This window comes from Arthrobacter sp. Y-9 (assembly GCF_029690065.1).
Taxonomy (GTDB): domain Bacteria; phylum Actinomycetota; class Actinomycetes; order Actinomycetales; family Micrococcaceae; genus Arthrobacter_E.
Map to the genome: position 1 here is coordinate 2895029 of NZ_CP121463.1, position 13318 is coordinate 2908346.

At 68.1% G+C, this 13318-nt stretch carries 16 protein-coding genes and 1 tRNA gene; 8 read left to right on the top strand and 9 right to left on the bottom strand.

Annotated features, from left to right (window positions below; translation table 11 throughout):
* Window positions 1-15: 15 nt before the first annotated feature.
* Together P9849_RS13100 and P9849_RS13105 are read right to left on the bottom strand one after the other, a co-directional pair.
* Window positions 16-1146: an NAD(P)-binding domain-containing protein gene (locus P9849_RS13100; protein WP_278267176.1), complete on the bottom strand. Its 1131-nt coding sequence runs from the start codon at window positions 1144-1146 to the stop codon at window positions 16-18.
* Window positions 1143-1643, bottom strand: coding sequence for a MarR family transcriptional regulator (locus P9849_RS13105; protein WP_278267177.1), 501 nt, complete (start codon window positions 1641-1643; stop codon window positions 1143-1145). Before P9849_RS13105 ends, P9849_RS13100 begins: the two co-directional genes overlap by 4 nt.
* 81 nt (window positions 1644-1724) lie before the next feature.
* Here P9849_RS13105 and P9849_RS13110 point away from each other — a divergent pair, with 81 nt between their 5' ends.
* Complete coding sequence (locus tag P9849_RS13110; protein WP_278267178.1) at window positions 1725-2387, top strand: NAD(P)-binding domain-containing protein; 663 nt, start codon at window positions 1725-1727, stop codon at window positions 2385-2387.
* A 74-nt stretch (window positions 2388-2461) separates the two neighbouring features.
* Here P9849_RS13110 and P9849_RS13115 read toward each other — a convergent pair whose 3' ends face one another.
* The 3 genes from P9849_RS13115 to P9849_RS13125 all read right to left on the bottom strand — a co-directional run bounded on the left by P9849_RS13115 (window position 2462) and on the right by P9849_RS13125 (window position 5275).
* A complete protein-coding gene (locus P9849_RS13115) occupies window positions 2462-4147 on the bottom strand; it encodes an AMP-binding protein (protein WP_278267179.1) in 1686 nt (561 codons plus the stop codon).
* A 10-nt stretch (window positions 4148-4157) separates the two neighbouring features.
* Window positions 4158-4787, bottom strand: coding sequence for a rhomboid family intramembrane serine protease (locus tag P9849_RS13120; RefSeq protein WP_278267180.1), 630 nt, complete (start codon window positions 4785-4787; stop codon window positions 4158-4160).
* A 101-nt stretch (window positions 4788-4888) separates the two neighbouring features.
* Window positions 4889-5275: a thioredoxin domain-containing protein gene (locus P9849_RS13125; protein WP_107004346.1), complete on the bottom strand. Its 387-nt coding sequence runs from the start codon at window positions 5273-5275 to the stop codon at window positions 4889-4891.
* A 121-nt stretch (window positions 5276-5396) separates the two neighbouring features.
* Here P9849_RS13125 and P9849_RS13130 point away from each other — a divergent pair, with 121 nt between their 5' ends.
* Genes P9849_RS13130 through P9849_RS13140 form a run of 3 tightly spaced genes read left to right on the top strand, consistent with a single transcriptional unit; the run spans window position 5397 to window position 7870 of the window.
* Entirely contained in the window at window positions 5397-6053 is a 657-nt protein-coding gene (locus P9849_RS13130; RefSeq protein WP_278267181.1) for a TetR family transcriptional regulator, read from the top strand.
* A 1-nt stretch (window position 6054) separates the two neighbouring features.
* Window positions 6055-7077 (top strand): ABC transporter ATP-binding protein, encoded by a 1023-nt coding sequence (locus tag P9849_RS13135; protein ID WP_278267182.1) that lies wholly within the window; start codon window positions 6055-6057, stop codon window positions 7075-7077.
* 1 nt (window position 7078) lies between these two features.
* A complete protein-coding gene (locus P9849_RS13140) occupies window positions 7079-7870 on the top strand; it encodes an ABC transporter permease subunit (RefSeq protein ID WP_278267183.1) in 792 nt (263 codons plus the stop codon).
* A 29-nt stretch (window positions 7871-7899) separates the two neighbouring features.
* On the opposite strand, the gene P9849_RS13145 is transcribed toward P9849_RS13140, so the two are convergent.
* The gene (locus tag P9849_RS13145) at window positions 7900-8442 is read right to left on the bottom strand and encodes an acyl-CoA thioesterase (protein WP_144627873.1); all 543 of its coding nucleotides are present in this window, start codon (window positions 8440-8442) and stop codon (window positions 7900-7902) included.
* Window positions 8443-8446: 4 nt separating this feature from the next.
* On the bottom strand, window positions 8447-9265 hold the full coding sequence (locus tag P9849_RS13150; RefSeq protein WP_278267184.1) for an SAM-dependent methyltransferase: 819 nt from the start codon (window positions 9263-9265) through the stop codon (window positions 8447-8449).
* 172 nt (window positions 9266-9437) lie between these two features.
* Between P9849_RS13150 and P9849_RS13155 the strand changes: the two genes are divergently transcribed.
* On the top strand, window positions 9438-9647 hold the full coding sequence (locus P9849_RS13155; protein ID WP_066211749.1) for a hypothetical protein: 210 nt from the start codon (window positions 9438-9440) through the stop codon (window positions 9645-9647).
* Between the two features lie 100 nt (window positions 9648-9747).
* Here P9849_RS13155 and P9849_RS13160 read toward each other — a convergent pair.
* Both P9849_RS13160 and P9849_RS13165 read right to left on the bottom strand, forming a co-directional pair.
* Window positions 9748-9832 (bottom strand) — tRNA-Tyr (locus P9849_RS13160).
* A gap of 116 nt (window positions 9833-9948) precedes the next feature.
* Complete coding sequence (locus P9849_RS13165) at window positions 9949-10251, bottom strand: hypothetical protein (protein ID WP_278267185.1); 303 nt, start codon at window positions 10249-10251, stop codon at window positions 9949-9951.
* A gap of 193 nt (window positions 10252-10444) precedes the next feature.
* On the opposite strand from P9849_RS13165, the gene P9849_RS13170 reads away from it, so the two are divergent.
* The 3 genes from P9849_RS13170 to efeO all read left to right on the top strand — a co-directional run bounded on the left by P9849_RS13170 (window position 10445) and on the right by efeO (window position 13318).
* Window positions 10445-10936, top strand: a complete 492-nt coding sequence (locus P9849_RS13170; RefSeq protein WP_066211754.1) for a YajQ family cyclic di-GMP-binding protein — start codon at window positions 10445-10447, stop codon at window positions 10934-10936.
* Between the two features lie 276 nt (window positions 10937-11212).
* Window positions 11213-12112, top strand: coding sequence for an iron uptake transporter permease EfeU (gene efeU, locus P9849_RS13175; RefSeq protein ID WP_278267186.1), 900 nt, complete (start codon window positions 11213-11215; stop codon window positions 12110-12112).
* Between the two features lie 33 nt (window positions 12113-12145).
* On the top strand, window positions 12146-13318 hold the full coding sequence (gene efeO, locus P9849_RS13180; protein ID WP_278267187.1) for an iron uptake system protein EfeO: 1173 nt from the start codon (window positions 12146-12148) through the stop codon (window positions 13316-13318).

Below are 13318 nucleotides of genomic sequence, written 5' to 3' on the forward strand. Positions count from 1 at the left end.
TCCTGAGGGGAGACGTCAGCCCTCGGCCGCGACCCGTTCCCGGTCCAGCAGCCGGACGATCCCCGCCACGGCGTCCCGGCCAGCCCGGTTGGCGCCGACGGTCGACTGCGACGGACCGAAGCCGATCAGGTGCACCCGCGGTTCGGCCGCCACCTGGGTGCCCCGGACCTCGATTCCGCCGCGCTCATTACGCAGCGCGAGCGGCTCCAGATGCGCCAGAGCCGGGCGGAATCCGGTGGCCCAGAGAATCACGTCCACCCCGGTGAAGGAACCGTCCGCCTCCCGCACGCCGTAAGGCTCGATCGCCTTGAACATCGGCCGGCGTTCCAGCGCGCCGCGGGCTTTGGCCGCACGCGCATAGGGGGTCCAGGCGAGCTGCGTGTAGGAGACGATGCTGCCGGTCGGGTTGCCGGCCTCGGCGTCGGCGGTGACCTTCTCGATGGTCTCGCGCCCTTCGACTTCCGGGCTGAACCCGGCCTCGCGGAAGACCGGTTCGCGCCGGGTGTACCAACGGACTGTGGCGACCCGCGAGATCTCCTCGAGCTGCTGCACTGCCGAGATCCCACCGCCCACCACGGCCACGCGGAGCCCCGCGAACTCGTCGAGGGAGACGTAGTCCTTGGTGTGGAGCTGTCGGCCGAGGAACGTCTGCCGTCCCGGGTAGTCGGGCAGGACGGGATTGGTCCAGGTGCCGCTCGCGTTGATCACCGCCCGGGCACTCCACCGTCCGGCGCTGGTGTCGATCAGGAGCTCGCCGTCCGGATCGTCATCGGCCCGGGACACGGAATGCACCGTGACCGGCCGGAGGATCGGGAGATGCTCGGCCTCTTCGAACGCGGTGAAATACTCCGGGACGGCGGTCCTGCTGGGCGTGGCCGGGTCGACCGAGGGCTGCCGGAGTCCGGGCAGATCGAAGATGTTGTTGACGGTCGCCATGGTGAGCGACGCCCAACGGTGCTGCCAGGCGCCGCCCGGCCGCTCCTCGGCGTCGAACATCACGAAGCCTCGCTCCGCCTCCGGCTCTGCGAGCGCGCTGACGAAGCCGTTGCGCCGCAGATGATGACCGGCGGAGAGGCCGGCCTGCCCTGCCCCGATGACGACGACGGCGGCGCGCCGGACGCCCTCCCCCGCCGAGGCGCCGCTCACTTCCGTCCGTCCCAGTCGAGCCCGAGATTCCGGCGCAGGGCCTGGCTCACCCGGTCGACGTCCACGAGCTCGTCCGGAGTGAAGGCCTCGAGGAACAGCTCGTGCACCGCTTTCAGATGGGGGACGGAGGCCGCCCGGAAGGTCTCCAGGCCGTGGTCCGTGGCGCGGACGTCGATGCCCCGCGCCTCATCGGTGCAGGTGTTCCTGCTGATGAGTCCGCGCTTCTCCATCCGGCCCAGATGGTGCGACAGCCGGCTGCGTTCCCAGCCGACCAGGTCCGCGAGCTCCGAGGAGCGCAGGGTGTTCCGCTCCGCCTCGCTCAGCGCCAGGAGCACCTGATAGTCGCCCGCGGACAGAGCGGTCTCGCTCAGAAAGCGGGCCGCGAGCCGGGCCTGCAGGGCCTCGGCCGTCTCCAGGTAGTTCCGCCAGATGCGCAGTTCCTCCCGCGTGGGCAGGTGGTCCCGGGCAGAGCCGGGGCGGTGCTGGATGTGGGCCATGATTCCTCCCGAGTTGACATGTCAACTGTAGAAGCGGACTATTGACATGTCAATTCATTCTGCAGCGGAAGGCGCCCGGCCATGACGGCACACCAGGAGAACCCCCTCACCCTCGGCATCCTCGGCGCCGGAAAGGTGGGGACCGTCCTGGCGCGCCTGGCTGTCGCGGCGGGCTATAAGGTTCTCATCTCGGGCTCCGGCGACCCCGCCAAAATCTCCCTCATCACCGCCGTCCTGGCCCCCGGCGCCGTCGCCGTGCGTCCGGAGGAAGCCGCGCGAGAGGCTGACCTGGTCGTCCTCGCCCTGCCCCTGGGCAAGTACCAGAGCCTTCCGGTGGAGGAACTCCGCGGCAAGCCGGTGATCGACGCGATGAACTACTGGTGGGAGACGGACGGTCTGCGCGACGATCTCCGGAATCCCGTGACGTCCACCAGCGAGATCGTCCAGGACTTCCTGCCCGAGTCCCGCGTGCTGAAGGCCTTCAACCACATGGGCTACCACGACCTGGACGAAGGCGCCCGGCCCGCCGGGACAGCCGGACGGAAGGCGATCGCCGTCGCGGGTGATCAGGAAGAGGATCTCGGCGCTGTCGCTGAGCTGGTCGACGCTCTCGGCTTCGACCCCGTGATCCTGACCCCGCTCGCCGCCGGCGCCCGCCTCGAGCCCGGGAATCCCGCTTTCGGGGCGAACGTGGAGGCGGACGACCTGCGCGAGCTCATCGGAGTGGAGTCCGCCGCCGCCTAGGATTGCGGGGTCACTTAATGCCACCCGCAGGGCCAGGAACCGGCATCAAGTGGCCCCGCATTCGTGAAGAACCCCTACAGCCCCATCCTCTTCACCGCTTCCTCGCGCATCTCCACTTTCCGGATCTTGCCGGAGACGGTCATGGGGAAACTCTCCCGCAGCTCCAGGTATCGCGGGATCTTGTAGTGCGCCAGGCGTCCCGCGCAGTACTCGCGGAGGCCTTCCACGGTCAGTTCAGGCGCGCCGGGCTTCAGGATGATGCAGGCCATGAGCTCTTCGCCGTACTTCTCGTCCGGGACGCCGATCACCTGGACGTCCTGAACGTCCGGATGCTGGTAAAGGAACTCCTCGATCTCCCGGGGATAGATGTTCTCGCCGCCGCGGATCACGAGGTCCTTGATGCGACCCTCCACCAGCACGTAGCCGTCCTGGTCCATCCGGGCCAGGTCTCCGGTGTGCATCCAGCCCTCGGAGTCGATGGCCTCGGCGGTCTTGTCCGGCTGATCCCAGTAGCCCTTCATCACGACGTAGCCGCGGGTGCACAGCTCGCCGATCTCGCCCCGAGGCACCACCTCGCCGCTCAGCGGGTCGATGATCCGGCTCTCACAGTGCGGCATCGTCCGCCCCACCGACTCCGTGCGCTGCGCCAGGGTGTCGCCTTCGCGGGTCATGGTCGAGACGGGCGACGTCTCGGTCATGCCGTAACAGATGGCCACGTCCTTCATGTGCATCTCCCCGATCACGCGCTTCATGACCTCGATGGGACAGAGCGACCCGGCCATGACGCCGGTCCGCAGGGTCTCGAGACGGTACGAGTCGAAGTCGGGAAGGGCCAGCTCGGCGATGAACATGGTCGGCACCCCGTAGAGAGACGTCGCCCCGAACTCCTGTACCGCCCGCAGCGCGGCCGCCGGGTTGAACGAGCGCGACGGGATGATCGCCGTGCCCCCGTAGGAGAAGATGTTCAGGTTCCCGATCACCATGCCGAAGCAGTGGTAGAACGGCACCGGGATGACCACTTTGTCCTCCTCGGTGTACTTCAGGAGGGCGCCGATCTGGTGTCCGTTGTTGAGGATGTTGTGGTGCGTGAGGGTGGCGCCCTTCGGGAACCCCGTGGTGCCGGAGGTGTACTGGATGTTGATGGCGTCGTGCGGGTCCAGCCCCGCCATCCGCTCCGCGAGCGCTTCGGGCACGACGACGGCCGCCTCCTCGAGCAGCCCGCTCCAGCTCCACTCCCCGGGGCTCTGCGGGACCCCCTCCCGCAGGCTCAGCTGCGGATCGGTCTCGGTGTTGCCGGGAAGGAAGACGAGTTCCCGCAGTTCGGGACAGTGCTCGACGGCCGCGCGAGCCATGGCCACGTAGTCGCTGTTCCGGTCATCCGGAGCGAGGACCAGCATCCGCATGCCGTTCTGCCGGGCCACGAATTCGAGCTCGTGCGTGCGGTACGCGGGATTGACGTTCACCAGGATGGCGCCGATCTTGGCCGTCGCGTACTGAAGGACCGTCCACTCGGCGCAATTGGCACTCCAGATGCCCACCCGCTCCCCCACGCCGATGCCCACGGCGAGGAGGGCACGCGCCAGGAGGTCGACGTCGTCGTTCAGTTCACGGTACGTCCACCGGCGCGGTGCGTGGCCGGGAAGTCCCGCCTCCACGAGCGCTTCCCGTTCGGGGAAGCGCTGGACGACGGTTTCGAAGTCGTCGCCGATCGTCCGGTTCAGCAGCGGGACGCTGGCGTCCCCGGCGGTGTAGGAGTCCATGTGAGGCAGGTTACTGGTTGGTACGCGTCGGCGGCCAGACCTCAGGGCTGTCCTGCCGTGGCTTTTCGAGGCGGGCCGCCAGCACTCCGCCGATCGCACCGAACAAGTGTCCCTGCCAGGAGATTCCGGTCTGACCTGGGAAAACACCCCAGAGAACGGCCCCGTAGGCGAGGAGGATCACCACGCCGAGCGCGATCTGGGGCACGCTCCGGGTGAAGACCCCGCGCAGCACGAGATAGACGATCCAGCCGAACACCAGCCCGGAGGCGCCGAGGTGCAGCGACCCCGGTCCGCCCGTGAGCCAGGTGCCGATGCCGCCCACCAGCCAGACGACGGCGGTGACCCGCAGCCACGCGCCGACTCCGGACAGCAGGATCACGAAGCCCAGCACCAGCAGTGGGCCGGTGTTCGCGATCAAGTGACCCCAGCCCAAGTGCAGCAGCGGCGCGAAGAGGATCCCGCTCAGCCCGGACGGATTCCAGGGCCTGATTCCGAAGGAATCAAGCCGGTGGCCCATGACGGTGTCGACCAGCTCGATGGCCCAGAGCAGCAGGACGAACCCGCCGATGGTCACGGCCGCGGTCGCGACGCGGCTCCGGCCGGGCCGCTCCTGCTCGTCCTGCTCGGGAATGAGGCTCATGCGGACAGTCTAGAAGGCCGCCCTTTCGGCCCCGCGGACGACGACGGCCCGGCGGCGCCCGCGGGGGCGCTCACCGGGCCGTCGGCACGGGAGAGGGTGGCTCAGTCCTCGGCGGTCTCGCCGGCTTCGGCCTGCGCCTTGGCGACCTGAGCGTGAACCTCGGTCATGTCCAGGCCCTTGACGGCCTCCACGAGCTGCTCGAGCTGCGGAGCGGACATGGCGCCGGGCTGGGAGAAGACCAGGACCTGCTCCCGGAAGGCCATGAGCGTCGGGATCGAGGTGATGCCGGCCTCGGCGGACAGCTGCTGCTCCGTCTCAGTGTCCACCTTGGCGAAGAAGACGTCGGGGTGCTTCTCCGAAACGGCGGCGTAGTTGGGGGCGAACATCTTGCAGGGTCGGCACCAATCAGCCCAGAAGTCCACCAGCACGATGTCGTTGCCCTGAATGGTCTCGGTGAACTGTTCTCCGGTGATGTCTACGGTAGCCATGTCTCCACGGTAACCATCCGGGCGGCCCCTGGCCACCGTGCCCGCACCCTTTCCGCTGAGGGCGTGACCATTTCCAGCCCGCCTCTTCCCCTCCATTGAACACGTGTTTAGTATCTTAAACATGCGTTCAGCACCACAGGACGACCTCACCACCAAGGCCCGGATCCGCGACACCGCCATCAGGCTCTACGCCCGCGATGGCTTCGCGAAGACGAGCCTGCGTGCCATCGCGACGGAGGCCGGGGTCAGCCCCGGCCTGCTCATCCACCATTTCGGCTCGGCCGCCGGGCTGCGCGAAGCCTGTGACGAGCAGGTTCTCGGCGTGACCACCGAACGGGCGAGCAACAAGATGCGGCCCGGCGGACTCAAACACCTCATGGCGGAGTTCAACCGCAATCCGGAGGGCTACACCCTGGAGATGGATTACCTCCGCCAGGCTCTGCTGGAGGGCACCGCCACGAGCGCCTCGCTGTTCCAGCACCTCGTGGAGCTGAGCGAATCGGTGATCCGCAGCGGCATCGAGGACGGGACCGTCCGGCCCTTCACCGACATCCGCGGGGTCGCCGTCCTCACCGCCCTCACCAGCGTCGGCTCACTCGCCTTCGGCCCGATCGCGGCAGAGGCACTGGGAGTGGAGGGTGATTGGCAGAGCGTCATGCAGCGCATCGGCGGACCGGGCCTGGAGCTCTACACCCACGGCTTCTACACCACGGACGCCTTCCTCACGGCCTACCGGGAGGCCACCTCCCCGGACCACGACGAACCTCAGGAGGCCTGACATGTCGTCCAGCACCAGTTCAGCCGGCGTCGCCACAGACAGGGCCCGTTCGGCCAGCATCAGCGTCGAATCCCTGCACAAGTCCTTCGCGCGGAACGAGGTGCTCCACGGGCTCAGCTTCGAGCTGCCGCCGGGTTCCGTCCTCGGCCTGATCGGGCCGAACGGCGCCGGCAAGACCACCACGCTCCGGTGCCTCGTGGACATCATCCGGCCCAGCAGCGGGACACTCCGGGTCCTCGGCGAGGACCCGCGGCACGCCGGCCCCGAGCTGCGCCGCAGGATCGGCTACCTTCCGGGCGAACTGATCCTGGAATCCCGGGTCACGGGCCGCAAGCTCCTCCAACACTTCGCCCGGCTGAGCGGCCCGGTGCGCCACGGCCGGATCGAGGAACTGGCCGAACGGCTCAACGTCCCGCTGGACAAGCAGGTCCGCGAACTCTCCAAGGGCAACAAGCAGAAGCTCGGGCTCATCCAGGCCTTCATGCACGACCCCGAACTCCTCATCCTGGACGAGCCCACCAGCGGCCTGGATCCCCTGCTCCAGCAGGAGTTCCTCTCGATGATCGCCGAGGTCCGCGCGGACGGCCGTTCGGTCCTACTCAGCTCCCACGTGCTGAGCGAACTGCAGCAGAGCGCGGACCGGGTGGCGATCCTTCGCGCCGGGACGATCGTCGCGGACGCGAGCGTCGAGGAATTGCGGGCGACCGCGGTCCGAACCCTGCGGGTCCGCCTCGAAGACGGCGACCAGCAGCGTGAGGACGCTCTCGAACGTCTGCGCAGCGTCCCCGGCGTCGACGGCCTGACCACCCTCCCGGACGGACGGCTGGAGGCGAGCGTGCACGACGGCGTCCGCCCCCTGCTCGCAGCACTCGCCGCCCTGCCGGTCACCGACGTCGTGCTGGAAGAGCCCGACCTGGAGCAGGCGGTGCTCACCCTGTACGGCGCCCACACTGAGCCGACGCCTCCGGAGGAGGCGGCACGCCGGGGCGGCCGCCATGAGCGGCACGCACGGAAGGAGTCCTGAGATGTTCGCGATCTTCACGCGTGGCGTGGTGGACAGCTGGCGGGCGACGCTCGCCTGGGCCGTGGGTCTGGTGGCCGCGGCGGCGCTCTACCTGCCGCTGTTCCCCTCGATGGTGGGCAATGGGCAGATGCAGCAGCTGCTGAAATCACTGCCCACCCAGCTGGTCAGGACCCTGAACTACGACCAGCTCGGCAGCGGCCCGGGGTACACCCAGTCGACGCTGTTCGGACTGCTCGGCTTCCTGCTGCTCAGCATGGCCACGATCGCCTGGGGCGCGTCGGCGGTCGGCGGTGACGAGGAATCCGGTCTGCTGGAACTGACCCTCGCGCACGGCGTGACCCGGGTGCAGCTCGTGGTGGGGCGTGCGCTGGCGATCCTGGCGCGACTGCTCTTCCTCGTGCTGGTCATGTACTGCGCGGTGGCGGTGCTCAACGGCCCGTCCCAGCTGAACCTGGACCTGGGCAAGGTCACGGGCGCGGCCCTCGGCTACGCCGGGCTGCTGGCGCTGAGCACCGCGGCCGCCCTCCTCGGCGGAGCACTGCGGGGACGCCGCGTCCACGGGCTCATCCTCGGTGCGGCCGTCGCGGTGCTCGGCTACGTCTTCAACGCGGTCGGCAAGCAGAGCGACTCCGCCAAGTGGCTCCTGGACTTCTCGCCGTACCACTGGTTCTTCGGCTCCGACCCGTTCAGCCAGGGCGTGGACTGGGGCGCCTGCGCCGGGATGTGGGGCGGAACGGTCATCCTGATGGCGCTGGCCGCGCTCGTGCTGCGCGCCCGCGACGTCGGCCGCTGAGCCGCACCTTCACCGGGCCGCGGGGTCAGTCACCACTCATGCGGCGCCGGCGTGCGCGACCCCGGCAGTGCGACCTCGGAACGCCACTCGTGGATCCATTCCGGCAGCACGAGGTCCTCCGGAACGGGGCCGACCTCGGCGATGATCTCCTCGTTGCTCACCGGACGTCCCCGGTGGACCAGCCGCGTGGCCATGTAGGCCCGGGCGTAGATCTCGCCGTTGGCGACCATGCGCTGTTCGAAGTAGATGGCTTTGGCGTCCAGGCCGATGATGCGGGATTCGATGGTGTACCGCTGCCACAGCTTGACCGACTTGCGGTAGCTGATGGTCTGAGCGGAGACCACGGGGCTCCATCCCTTCCTGCGCATGCGCTCCCACACTCCGGCCCGGACCATGAGGTCGAAACGGCCCAGATCCATGAGGGAGAAGTACATGCCGTTGTTGATGTGGACTGCGATGTCCACATCGGTCGGCAGGGCACGCATCGGCAGACTGGACGTGTCCCAGATGCTCAACGGTGAACGGCGACGCGAGGCGAACAGCAGCCAGAGGGTCCGGAAGATGAGGTGCATGCCCTTATGTTACTTGTCGGTAACTTAGGGCGGAAGACCCGGACCGGGACAGGCACAGCACCCCGGTGTGGCCGTCCTCCGCGACAAGGCGCTCCGCATCGTACCCGGCCTCTTCACCGTGAGCGGCCGCTGCCGCGAGCTGTTCACGGTTCATCTCCAGGAGGATCCGCCCCGAAGGACTGAGCCACGGTCCCGCCTCGGTGATCAGGGCCCGGACGAAGTCGAGTCCGTCCGCTCCGGCATAGACGGCCGCGCCGGGTTCGTGTTCTCGGGACTCGCGGGACATGAACAGGGCCTCCGACTCCGGAACGTAGGGCGGGACTGCTGCCAGGACGTCGACTGCGCCGCGGAACCGCGGCGGCACCGCCGACAGCACCGTTCCCCGCGACACCACGGCCCCGGAGCCGAGGTTCCGCTCCGCATGTGCCAGCGCGACGGCGTCGGCGTCACTCGCATGGACCGTCGCCCCGGGAAGGTGGTGCACCACCCAGGCGGCCACCGGAGCCGCCCCGGAGAAGGCTTCCAGCACCACGGGATGGGAATGCTCCCGCGCAGCGCCGAGCGTCAGCCCGGCCAGGAACAGGGTCCGTTGCCGGGGAATGAAGACTCCGGGCCCCACCGAGAGCCGCAGGCCGCCGAAATCCACCCAGCCGACGAGCTGCTCCAGCGGTTCGCCCCGTTCCCGCCGCTCGCACAGCCGGAGAAGATGCGCTTCGTCCAGCGCACTCTCCTCCAGGATGGCGGCCTCCTCCTCGGCGAAGACGCAGCCGGCGGCGCGCAGACGGAGCACCAGGCTGTCGGTGTCCAGGGTCGGGGTGTTCATGACATTCATGCTCGGCGATGGTCTGGTCCGGCACAAGGAAATGCGCACCGCATGTGGACGAAAGACGAAGGCGACCTGGGGGGGTAATTCACGGCGGATGTTCACCCGCCATTCATTCAACTCCTGGAAAATGAGGTCATTGAGATGAGAACAAGCAGCAAAGGAGACTGCCGTGAGTGCACTGGGCGCCACCGAGATCAACCACCTCTGGCCTGAAATCCCCTCGGGCCAGCCGATCGCTCTTGCGGACCAGCGAGGCGACCGCATCGTCGGCCACGTCGACGGCATGACGCACGACCGCACCACCCTCTGGATCCAGCTCGACGGCGGCCTGGGCCGCCGCCTGGTCCACCACCTGGACGGTTACGCGCTGGAGAACTGAGCCCATTCACGGGCCCGCCCCGCGCCGACGTCTGCGCGCACGGCAAGCCCGCCCCAGGAAACACGAAAGGCCCGGAACCATGTGGTTCCGGGCCTTTCCCTGGTGGCAGATGAGGGATTCGAACCCCCGTAGGCAGTGCCAGCTGATTTACAGTCAGCCCCCTTTGGCCGCTCGGGTAATCTGCCGAGCTTCACGAAGAAGCACTTCCGCCCGTCGTTTCCGGCGAGTGGAAGCAAGACAACTTTACAGAAGATTCTCCGCAGAATCGAATCGGGCCTCGTCAGGCCCTTCGGACGGCGGATCAGGCCTGGCTTTCGTCCCCGCCGGAGCCCCCGCCGGACCCCAGGATCGTGCGGCTCATGCGCTCCTCGAAACGCGCGGCCTGCTCGGGCGTGAGCTGCTTGAGCTGCACCGCGCGCTGCAGATCCGCGTGGATGCCGTTCACCCGGGCCTGAGGCGCGGCCTGCGGGGCGAAGGCCACGGACGCGGCCACCACTGCTGCGGAGGCGAGCGCGGCCGACGCGCCCTTGATCACCGTGGCCGTCCGGCTGCTCTGCTTGCCGGCCGAGGCCGAGACCGCGCCCTTCGTGCGTTCCGCCGTCATGACTTCTCCTGCCTTCATTCATTCCGGGAACCCCTGTGGAGTTCCTACTGAGGCAACTCTCCCCGGCCCGGATGAGTTCCGCCCAGAGATCAGCTGAGAGTGAACTGTGAGCCACGAGCCCGACTCCCCGCGCGTTCCGTGGCGCCAGGCCTTAAACTCGTAGGAAGAAACCACCCACCGCCTAAGGAGAATCATGGCCGGCGAGTCCACGTTCGACGTTGTCAGCAAGGTAGACAAGCAAGAGGTTGCCAACGCCCTCAACCAGTCCCAGAAGGAGATCGCCCAGCGCTACGACTTCAAGGGCGTCGGCGCCGAGATCGACTTCAGCGGCGAGAAGATCCTCATGAAGGCCAACTCCGAGGACCGCGTCAAGGCCGTCCTGGACGTCTTCGAGTCCAAGCTCATCAAGCGCGGCATCTCCCTCAAGTCCCTCGATGCCGGTGAGCCCTTCCCGTCCGGCAAGGAGTACCGCATCGAAGCCTCCATCAAGGAAGGTATCGAGCAGGACATCGCCAAGAAGATCAACAAGCTCATCCGCGACGAGGCCCCCAAGTCCGTCAAGTCCCAGATCCAGGGCGACGAGCTCCGCGTGACCTCCAAGTCCCGCGACGACCTGCAGGCCACCATGGCGCTGCTCAAGAACTTCGAGGACGTCGACCTCCAGTTCGTGAACTTCCGCAGCTAAGCCGGACCGGCGCATCAGCGCCCAACCGAGCCAGCCCACGACGACGGCGGGCGCCTCCCATGCAGGGGCGCCCGCCGTCGTCGTCTGCGGACGTCCCCGTGGACCGGAAGCGGGACCGGCCTGGAACCGGCCGCGAGCCGTGCCGGACCCAGGCCAAGCTCACCTGACTTCAATAGCCAACATAAAGTTTGCATAATTCAGCCGAGAGAGTAATGTTCTGCTCGGCGCACCCCTCCCCGGGCCGCGCTGCACCCCATACACAGCAAGGAATCCAGCATGCTCGGGAACTTCCTGATCGGTCTGCGCGAAGGCCTCGAAGCGACCCTCGTCGTCGTGATCCTCATGGCCTATCTGGTCAAGAGCGGACGCTCCCACCTCCTGCCGAAACTCTGGATCGGGATCGGCGCCGCCGTCTCCATCTCCATCGCGTTCGGCGCGCTCCTCACCTTCGGCCCGCGTGGCCTGACGTTCGAGGCCCAGGAGGCGATCGGCGGATCGCTCTCGATCGTCGCCGTCGGCATGGTCACCTGGATGGTCTTCTGGATGGCGCGCACCGCCCGGACGCTGGGCACCGAACTGCACGGCAAGATCGACGCGGCGGCCACGGGAGCCGCCTGGGGCATCATCCTGGTGGGCGCCCTCTCCGTGGGCCGCGAAGGCCTCGAAACCGCCCTGTTCCTCTGGGCCGCCGCACAGGCGACCGGAGAAAGCACCGTCCCGCTGCTGGGCGCGGTCCTCGGCCTGGCCGTCGCGGTCCTGCTCGGCTACCTGCTGCACCGCGGGGTCCTCAAGATCAACCTCGGCAAGTTCTTCACCGTCACCGGCATCTTCCTGATCCTGGTGGCCGGCGGCGTGCTCTCCTACGGCATCCACGACCTCCAGGAAGCCGGCCTGCTCCCGGGTCTTCACAACCTCGCCTTCGATGTCTCCGGCGCGATCCCGCCGGACTCCTGGTACGGCACGCTCCTCAAGGGCACCTTCAACTTCTCCCCGGCCACCACCTGGCTGGAAGCGATCGCCTGGTGGGCCTACGTGGTCCCGACGCTCTACTTCTACCTGCGGAACTACCGCCGCTCGCAGGCCGCCCGCAAGGCAGCCGCCGCACGCCGCGCCACGCAGAGCCTCCCCGCGGACACCGCGCCGGTCTCCTCCCGCGCCGCCGCCCCCGTCTCCTGATTCCTCTCCCTCAAGAACTCTCCAAGGACAGTCATGCCCGCTTCCCCTCGTCGCGCCTTCAGCTCCCTCGCGGCCCTCGCCGTCGTCGCTCCCCTGGCGCTGACCGCCTGCACGGACAACGCCAAGCCGGCCGCCGGCGCCACGGACGGTCCGATCTCCGTGAGCAGCACGGACAAGGAGTGCACGCTCAGCGCGGTCACGGCCAAGAGCGGCCACCTGACGTTCGATGTGAAAAACGACGGCCAGCAGGTCACCGAGTTCTACCTCTTGGCCGAGGACGGCCTCCGGATCGTGGGTGAGGTCGAGAACATCGGTCCCGGCCTGTCCCGCAAGCTCGTGGTGACCGCTCCCGAAGGCAAGTACCTCACCGCCTGCAAGCCCGGCATGCAGGGCGAGGGCATCCGCGCGGCCTTCACCGTCGAGGCCTCCGGCACCACGGCGTCCGTCGACTCGGACACCAAGGCACTCCTGGACACCGCCACCAAGCAGTACGTCTCCTACGTCAAGGACCAGACCGAGCAGCTGCTCACCGGCACCAAGGCGTTCGCCGCCGCCTACGCCTCCGGCGACGCCGCGAAGGCCCGCAGCCTCTACGCCTCGGTGCGCATGCACTGGGAGCGCATCGAGCCCGTGGCCGAGTCGTTCGGTGACCTCGACCCCAGCCTCGACCTCCGTGAGGCGGACCTGGAGAAGGGTCAGCAGTGGACCGGCTGGCACAAGGCCGAGAAGGACCTCTTCCCGCCGAAGGGCTACACCGCGCTGACCGCGGCCGAACGCCAGAAGCTGTCCCAGAAGCTCGTGGCGGACACTCAGACGCTGTTCGAGCGGACCCGCACGCTGACCCTGACCCCGGACAAGCTCGGCAACGGCGCCAAGGAGCTCCTGGACGAGGTGGCCACCGGCAAGGTCACCGGCGAAGAGGAGATCTGGTCCCACACCGACCTCTGGGACTTCCAGGCCAATGTCGACGGCGCGCGCATCGCCTACCAGAACCTCCGCCCCGTGGTGGCCCTGAAGAAGCCCGAACTGGCCAAGACCCTGGACCAGCGGTTCGCGGCCCTGCAGACCGAGCTGGACAAGTACAAGGTCGGCGACGGCTTCAAGTACTACATCGAGCTGACCCCCGATCAGGTCAAGCAGCTCGCCGCCCTGGTGGACGCCCTCGGCGAGCCGCTCGGCCAGTTGACCGCCGCGGTGGTCCTCTGA

Excerpts from the sequence above, each read along its gene's own strand:
- P9849_RS13105 (WP_278267177.1), bottom strand. The coding sequence starts at position 1,643 with ATGGCCCACATCCAGCACCGCCCCGGCTCTGCCCGGGACCACCTGCCC.
- P9849_RS13110 (WP_278267178.1), top strand. The coding sequence starts at position 1,725 with ATGACGGCACACCAGGAGAACCCCCTCACCCTCGGCATCCTCGGCGCC.
- P9849_RS13115 (WP_278267179.1), bottom strand. The coding sequence starts at position 4,147 with ATGGACTCCTACACCGCCGGGGACGCCAGCGTCCCGCTGCTGAACCGG.
- P9849_RS13120 (WP_278267180.1), bottom strand. The coding sequence starts at position 4,787 with ATGAGCCTCATTCCCGAGCAGGACGAGCAGGAGCGGCCCGGCCGGAGC.
- P9849_RS13125 (WP_107004346.1), bottom strand. The coding sequence starts at position 5,275 with ATGGCTACCGTAGACATCACCGGAGAACAGTTCACCGAGACCATTCAG.
- P9849_RS13130 (WP_278267181.1), top strand. The coding sequence starts at position 5,397 with ATGCGTTCAGCACCACAGGACGACCTCACCACCAAGGCCCGGATCCGC.
- P9849_RS13135 (WP_278267182.1), top strand. The coding sequence starts at position 6,055 with ATGTCGTCCAGCACCAGTTCAGCCGGCGTCGCCACAGACAGGGCCCGT.
- P9849_RS13140 (WP_278267183.1), top strand. The coding sequence starts at position 7,079 with ATGTTCGCGATCTTCACGCGTGGCGTGGTGGACAGCTGGCGGGCGACG.
- P9849_RS13145 (WP_144627873.1), bottom strand. The coding sequence starts at position 8,442 with ATGCACCTCATCTTCCGGACCCTCTGGCTGCTGTTCGCCTCGCGTCGC.
- P9849_RS13150 (WP_278267184.1), bottom strand. The coding sequence starts at position 9,265 with ATGAACACCCCGACCCTGGACACCGACAGCCTGGTGCTCCGTCTGCGC.
- P9849_RS13165 (WP_278267185.1), bottom strand. The coding sequence starts at position 10,251 with ATGACGGCGGAACGCACGAAGGGCGCGGTCTCGGCCTCGGCCGGCAAG.
- P9849_RS13170 (WP_066211754.1), top strand. The coding sequence starts at position 10,445 with ATGGCCGGCGAGTCCACGTTCGACGTTGTCAGCAAGGTAGACAAGCAA.
- efeU (WP_278267186.1), top strand. The coding sequence starts at position 11,213 with ATGCTCGGGAACTTCCTGATCGGTCTGCGCGAAGGCCTCGAAGCGACC.
- efeO (WP_278267187.1), top strand. The coding sequence starts at position 12,146 with ATGCCCGCTTCCCCTCGTCGCGCCTTCAGCTCCCTCGCGGCCCTCGCC.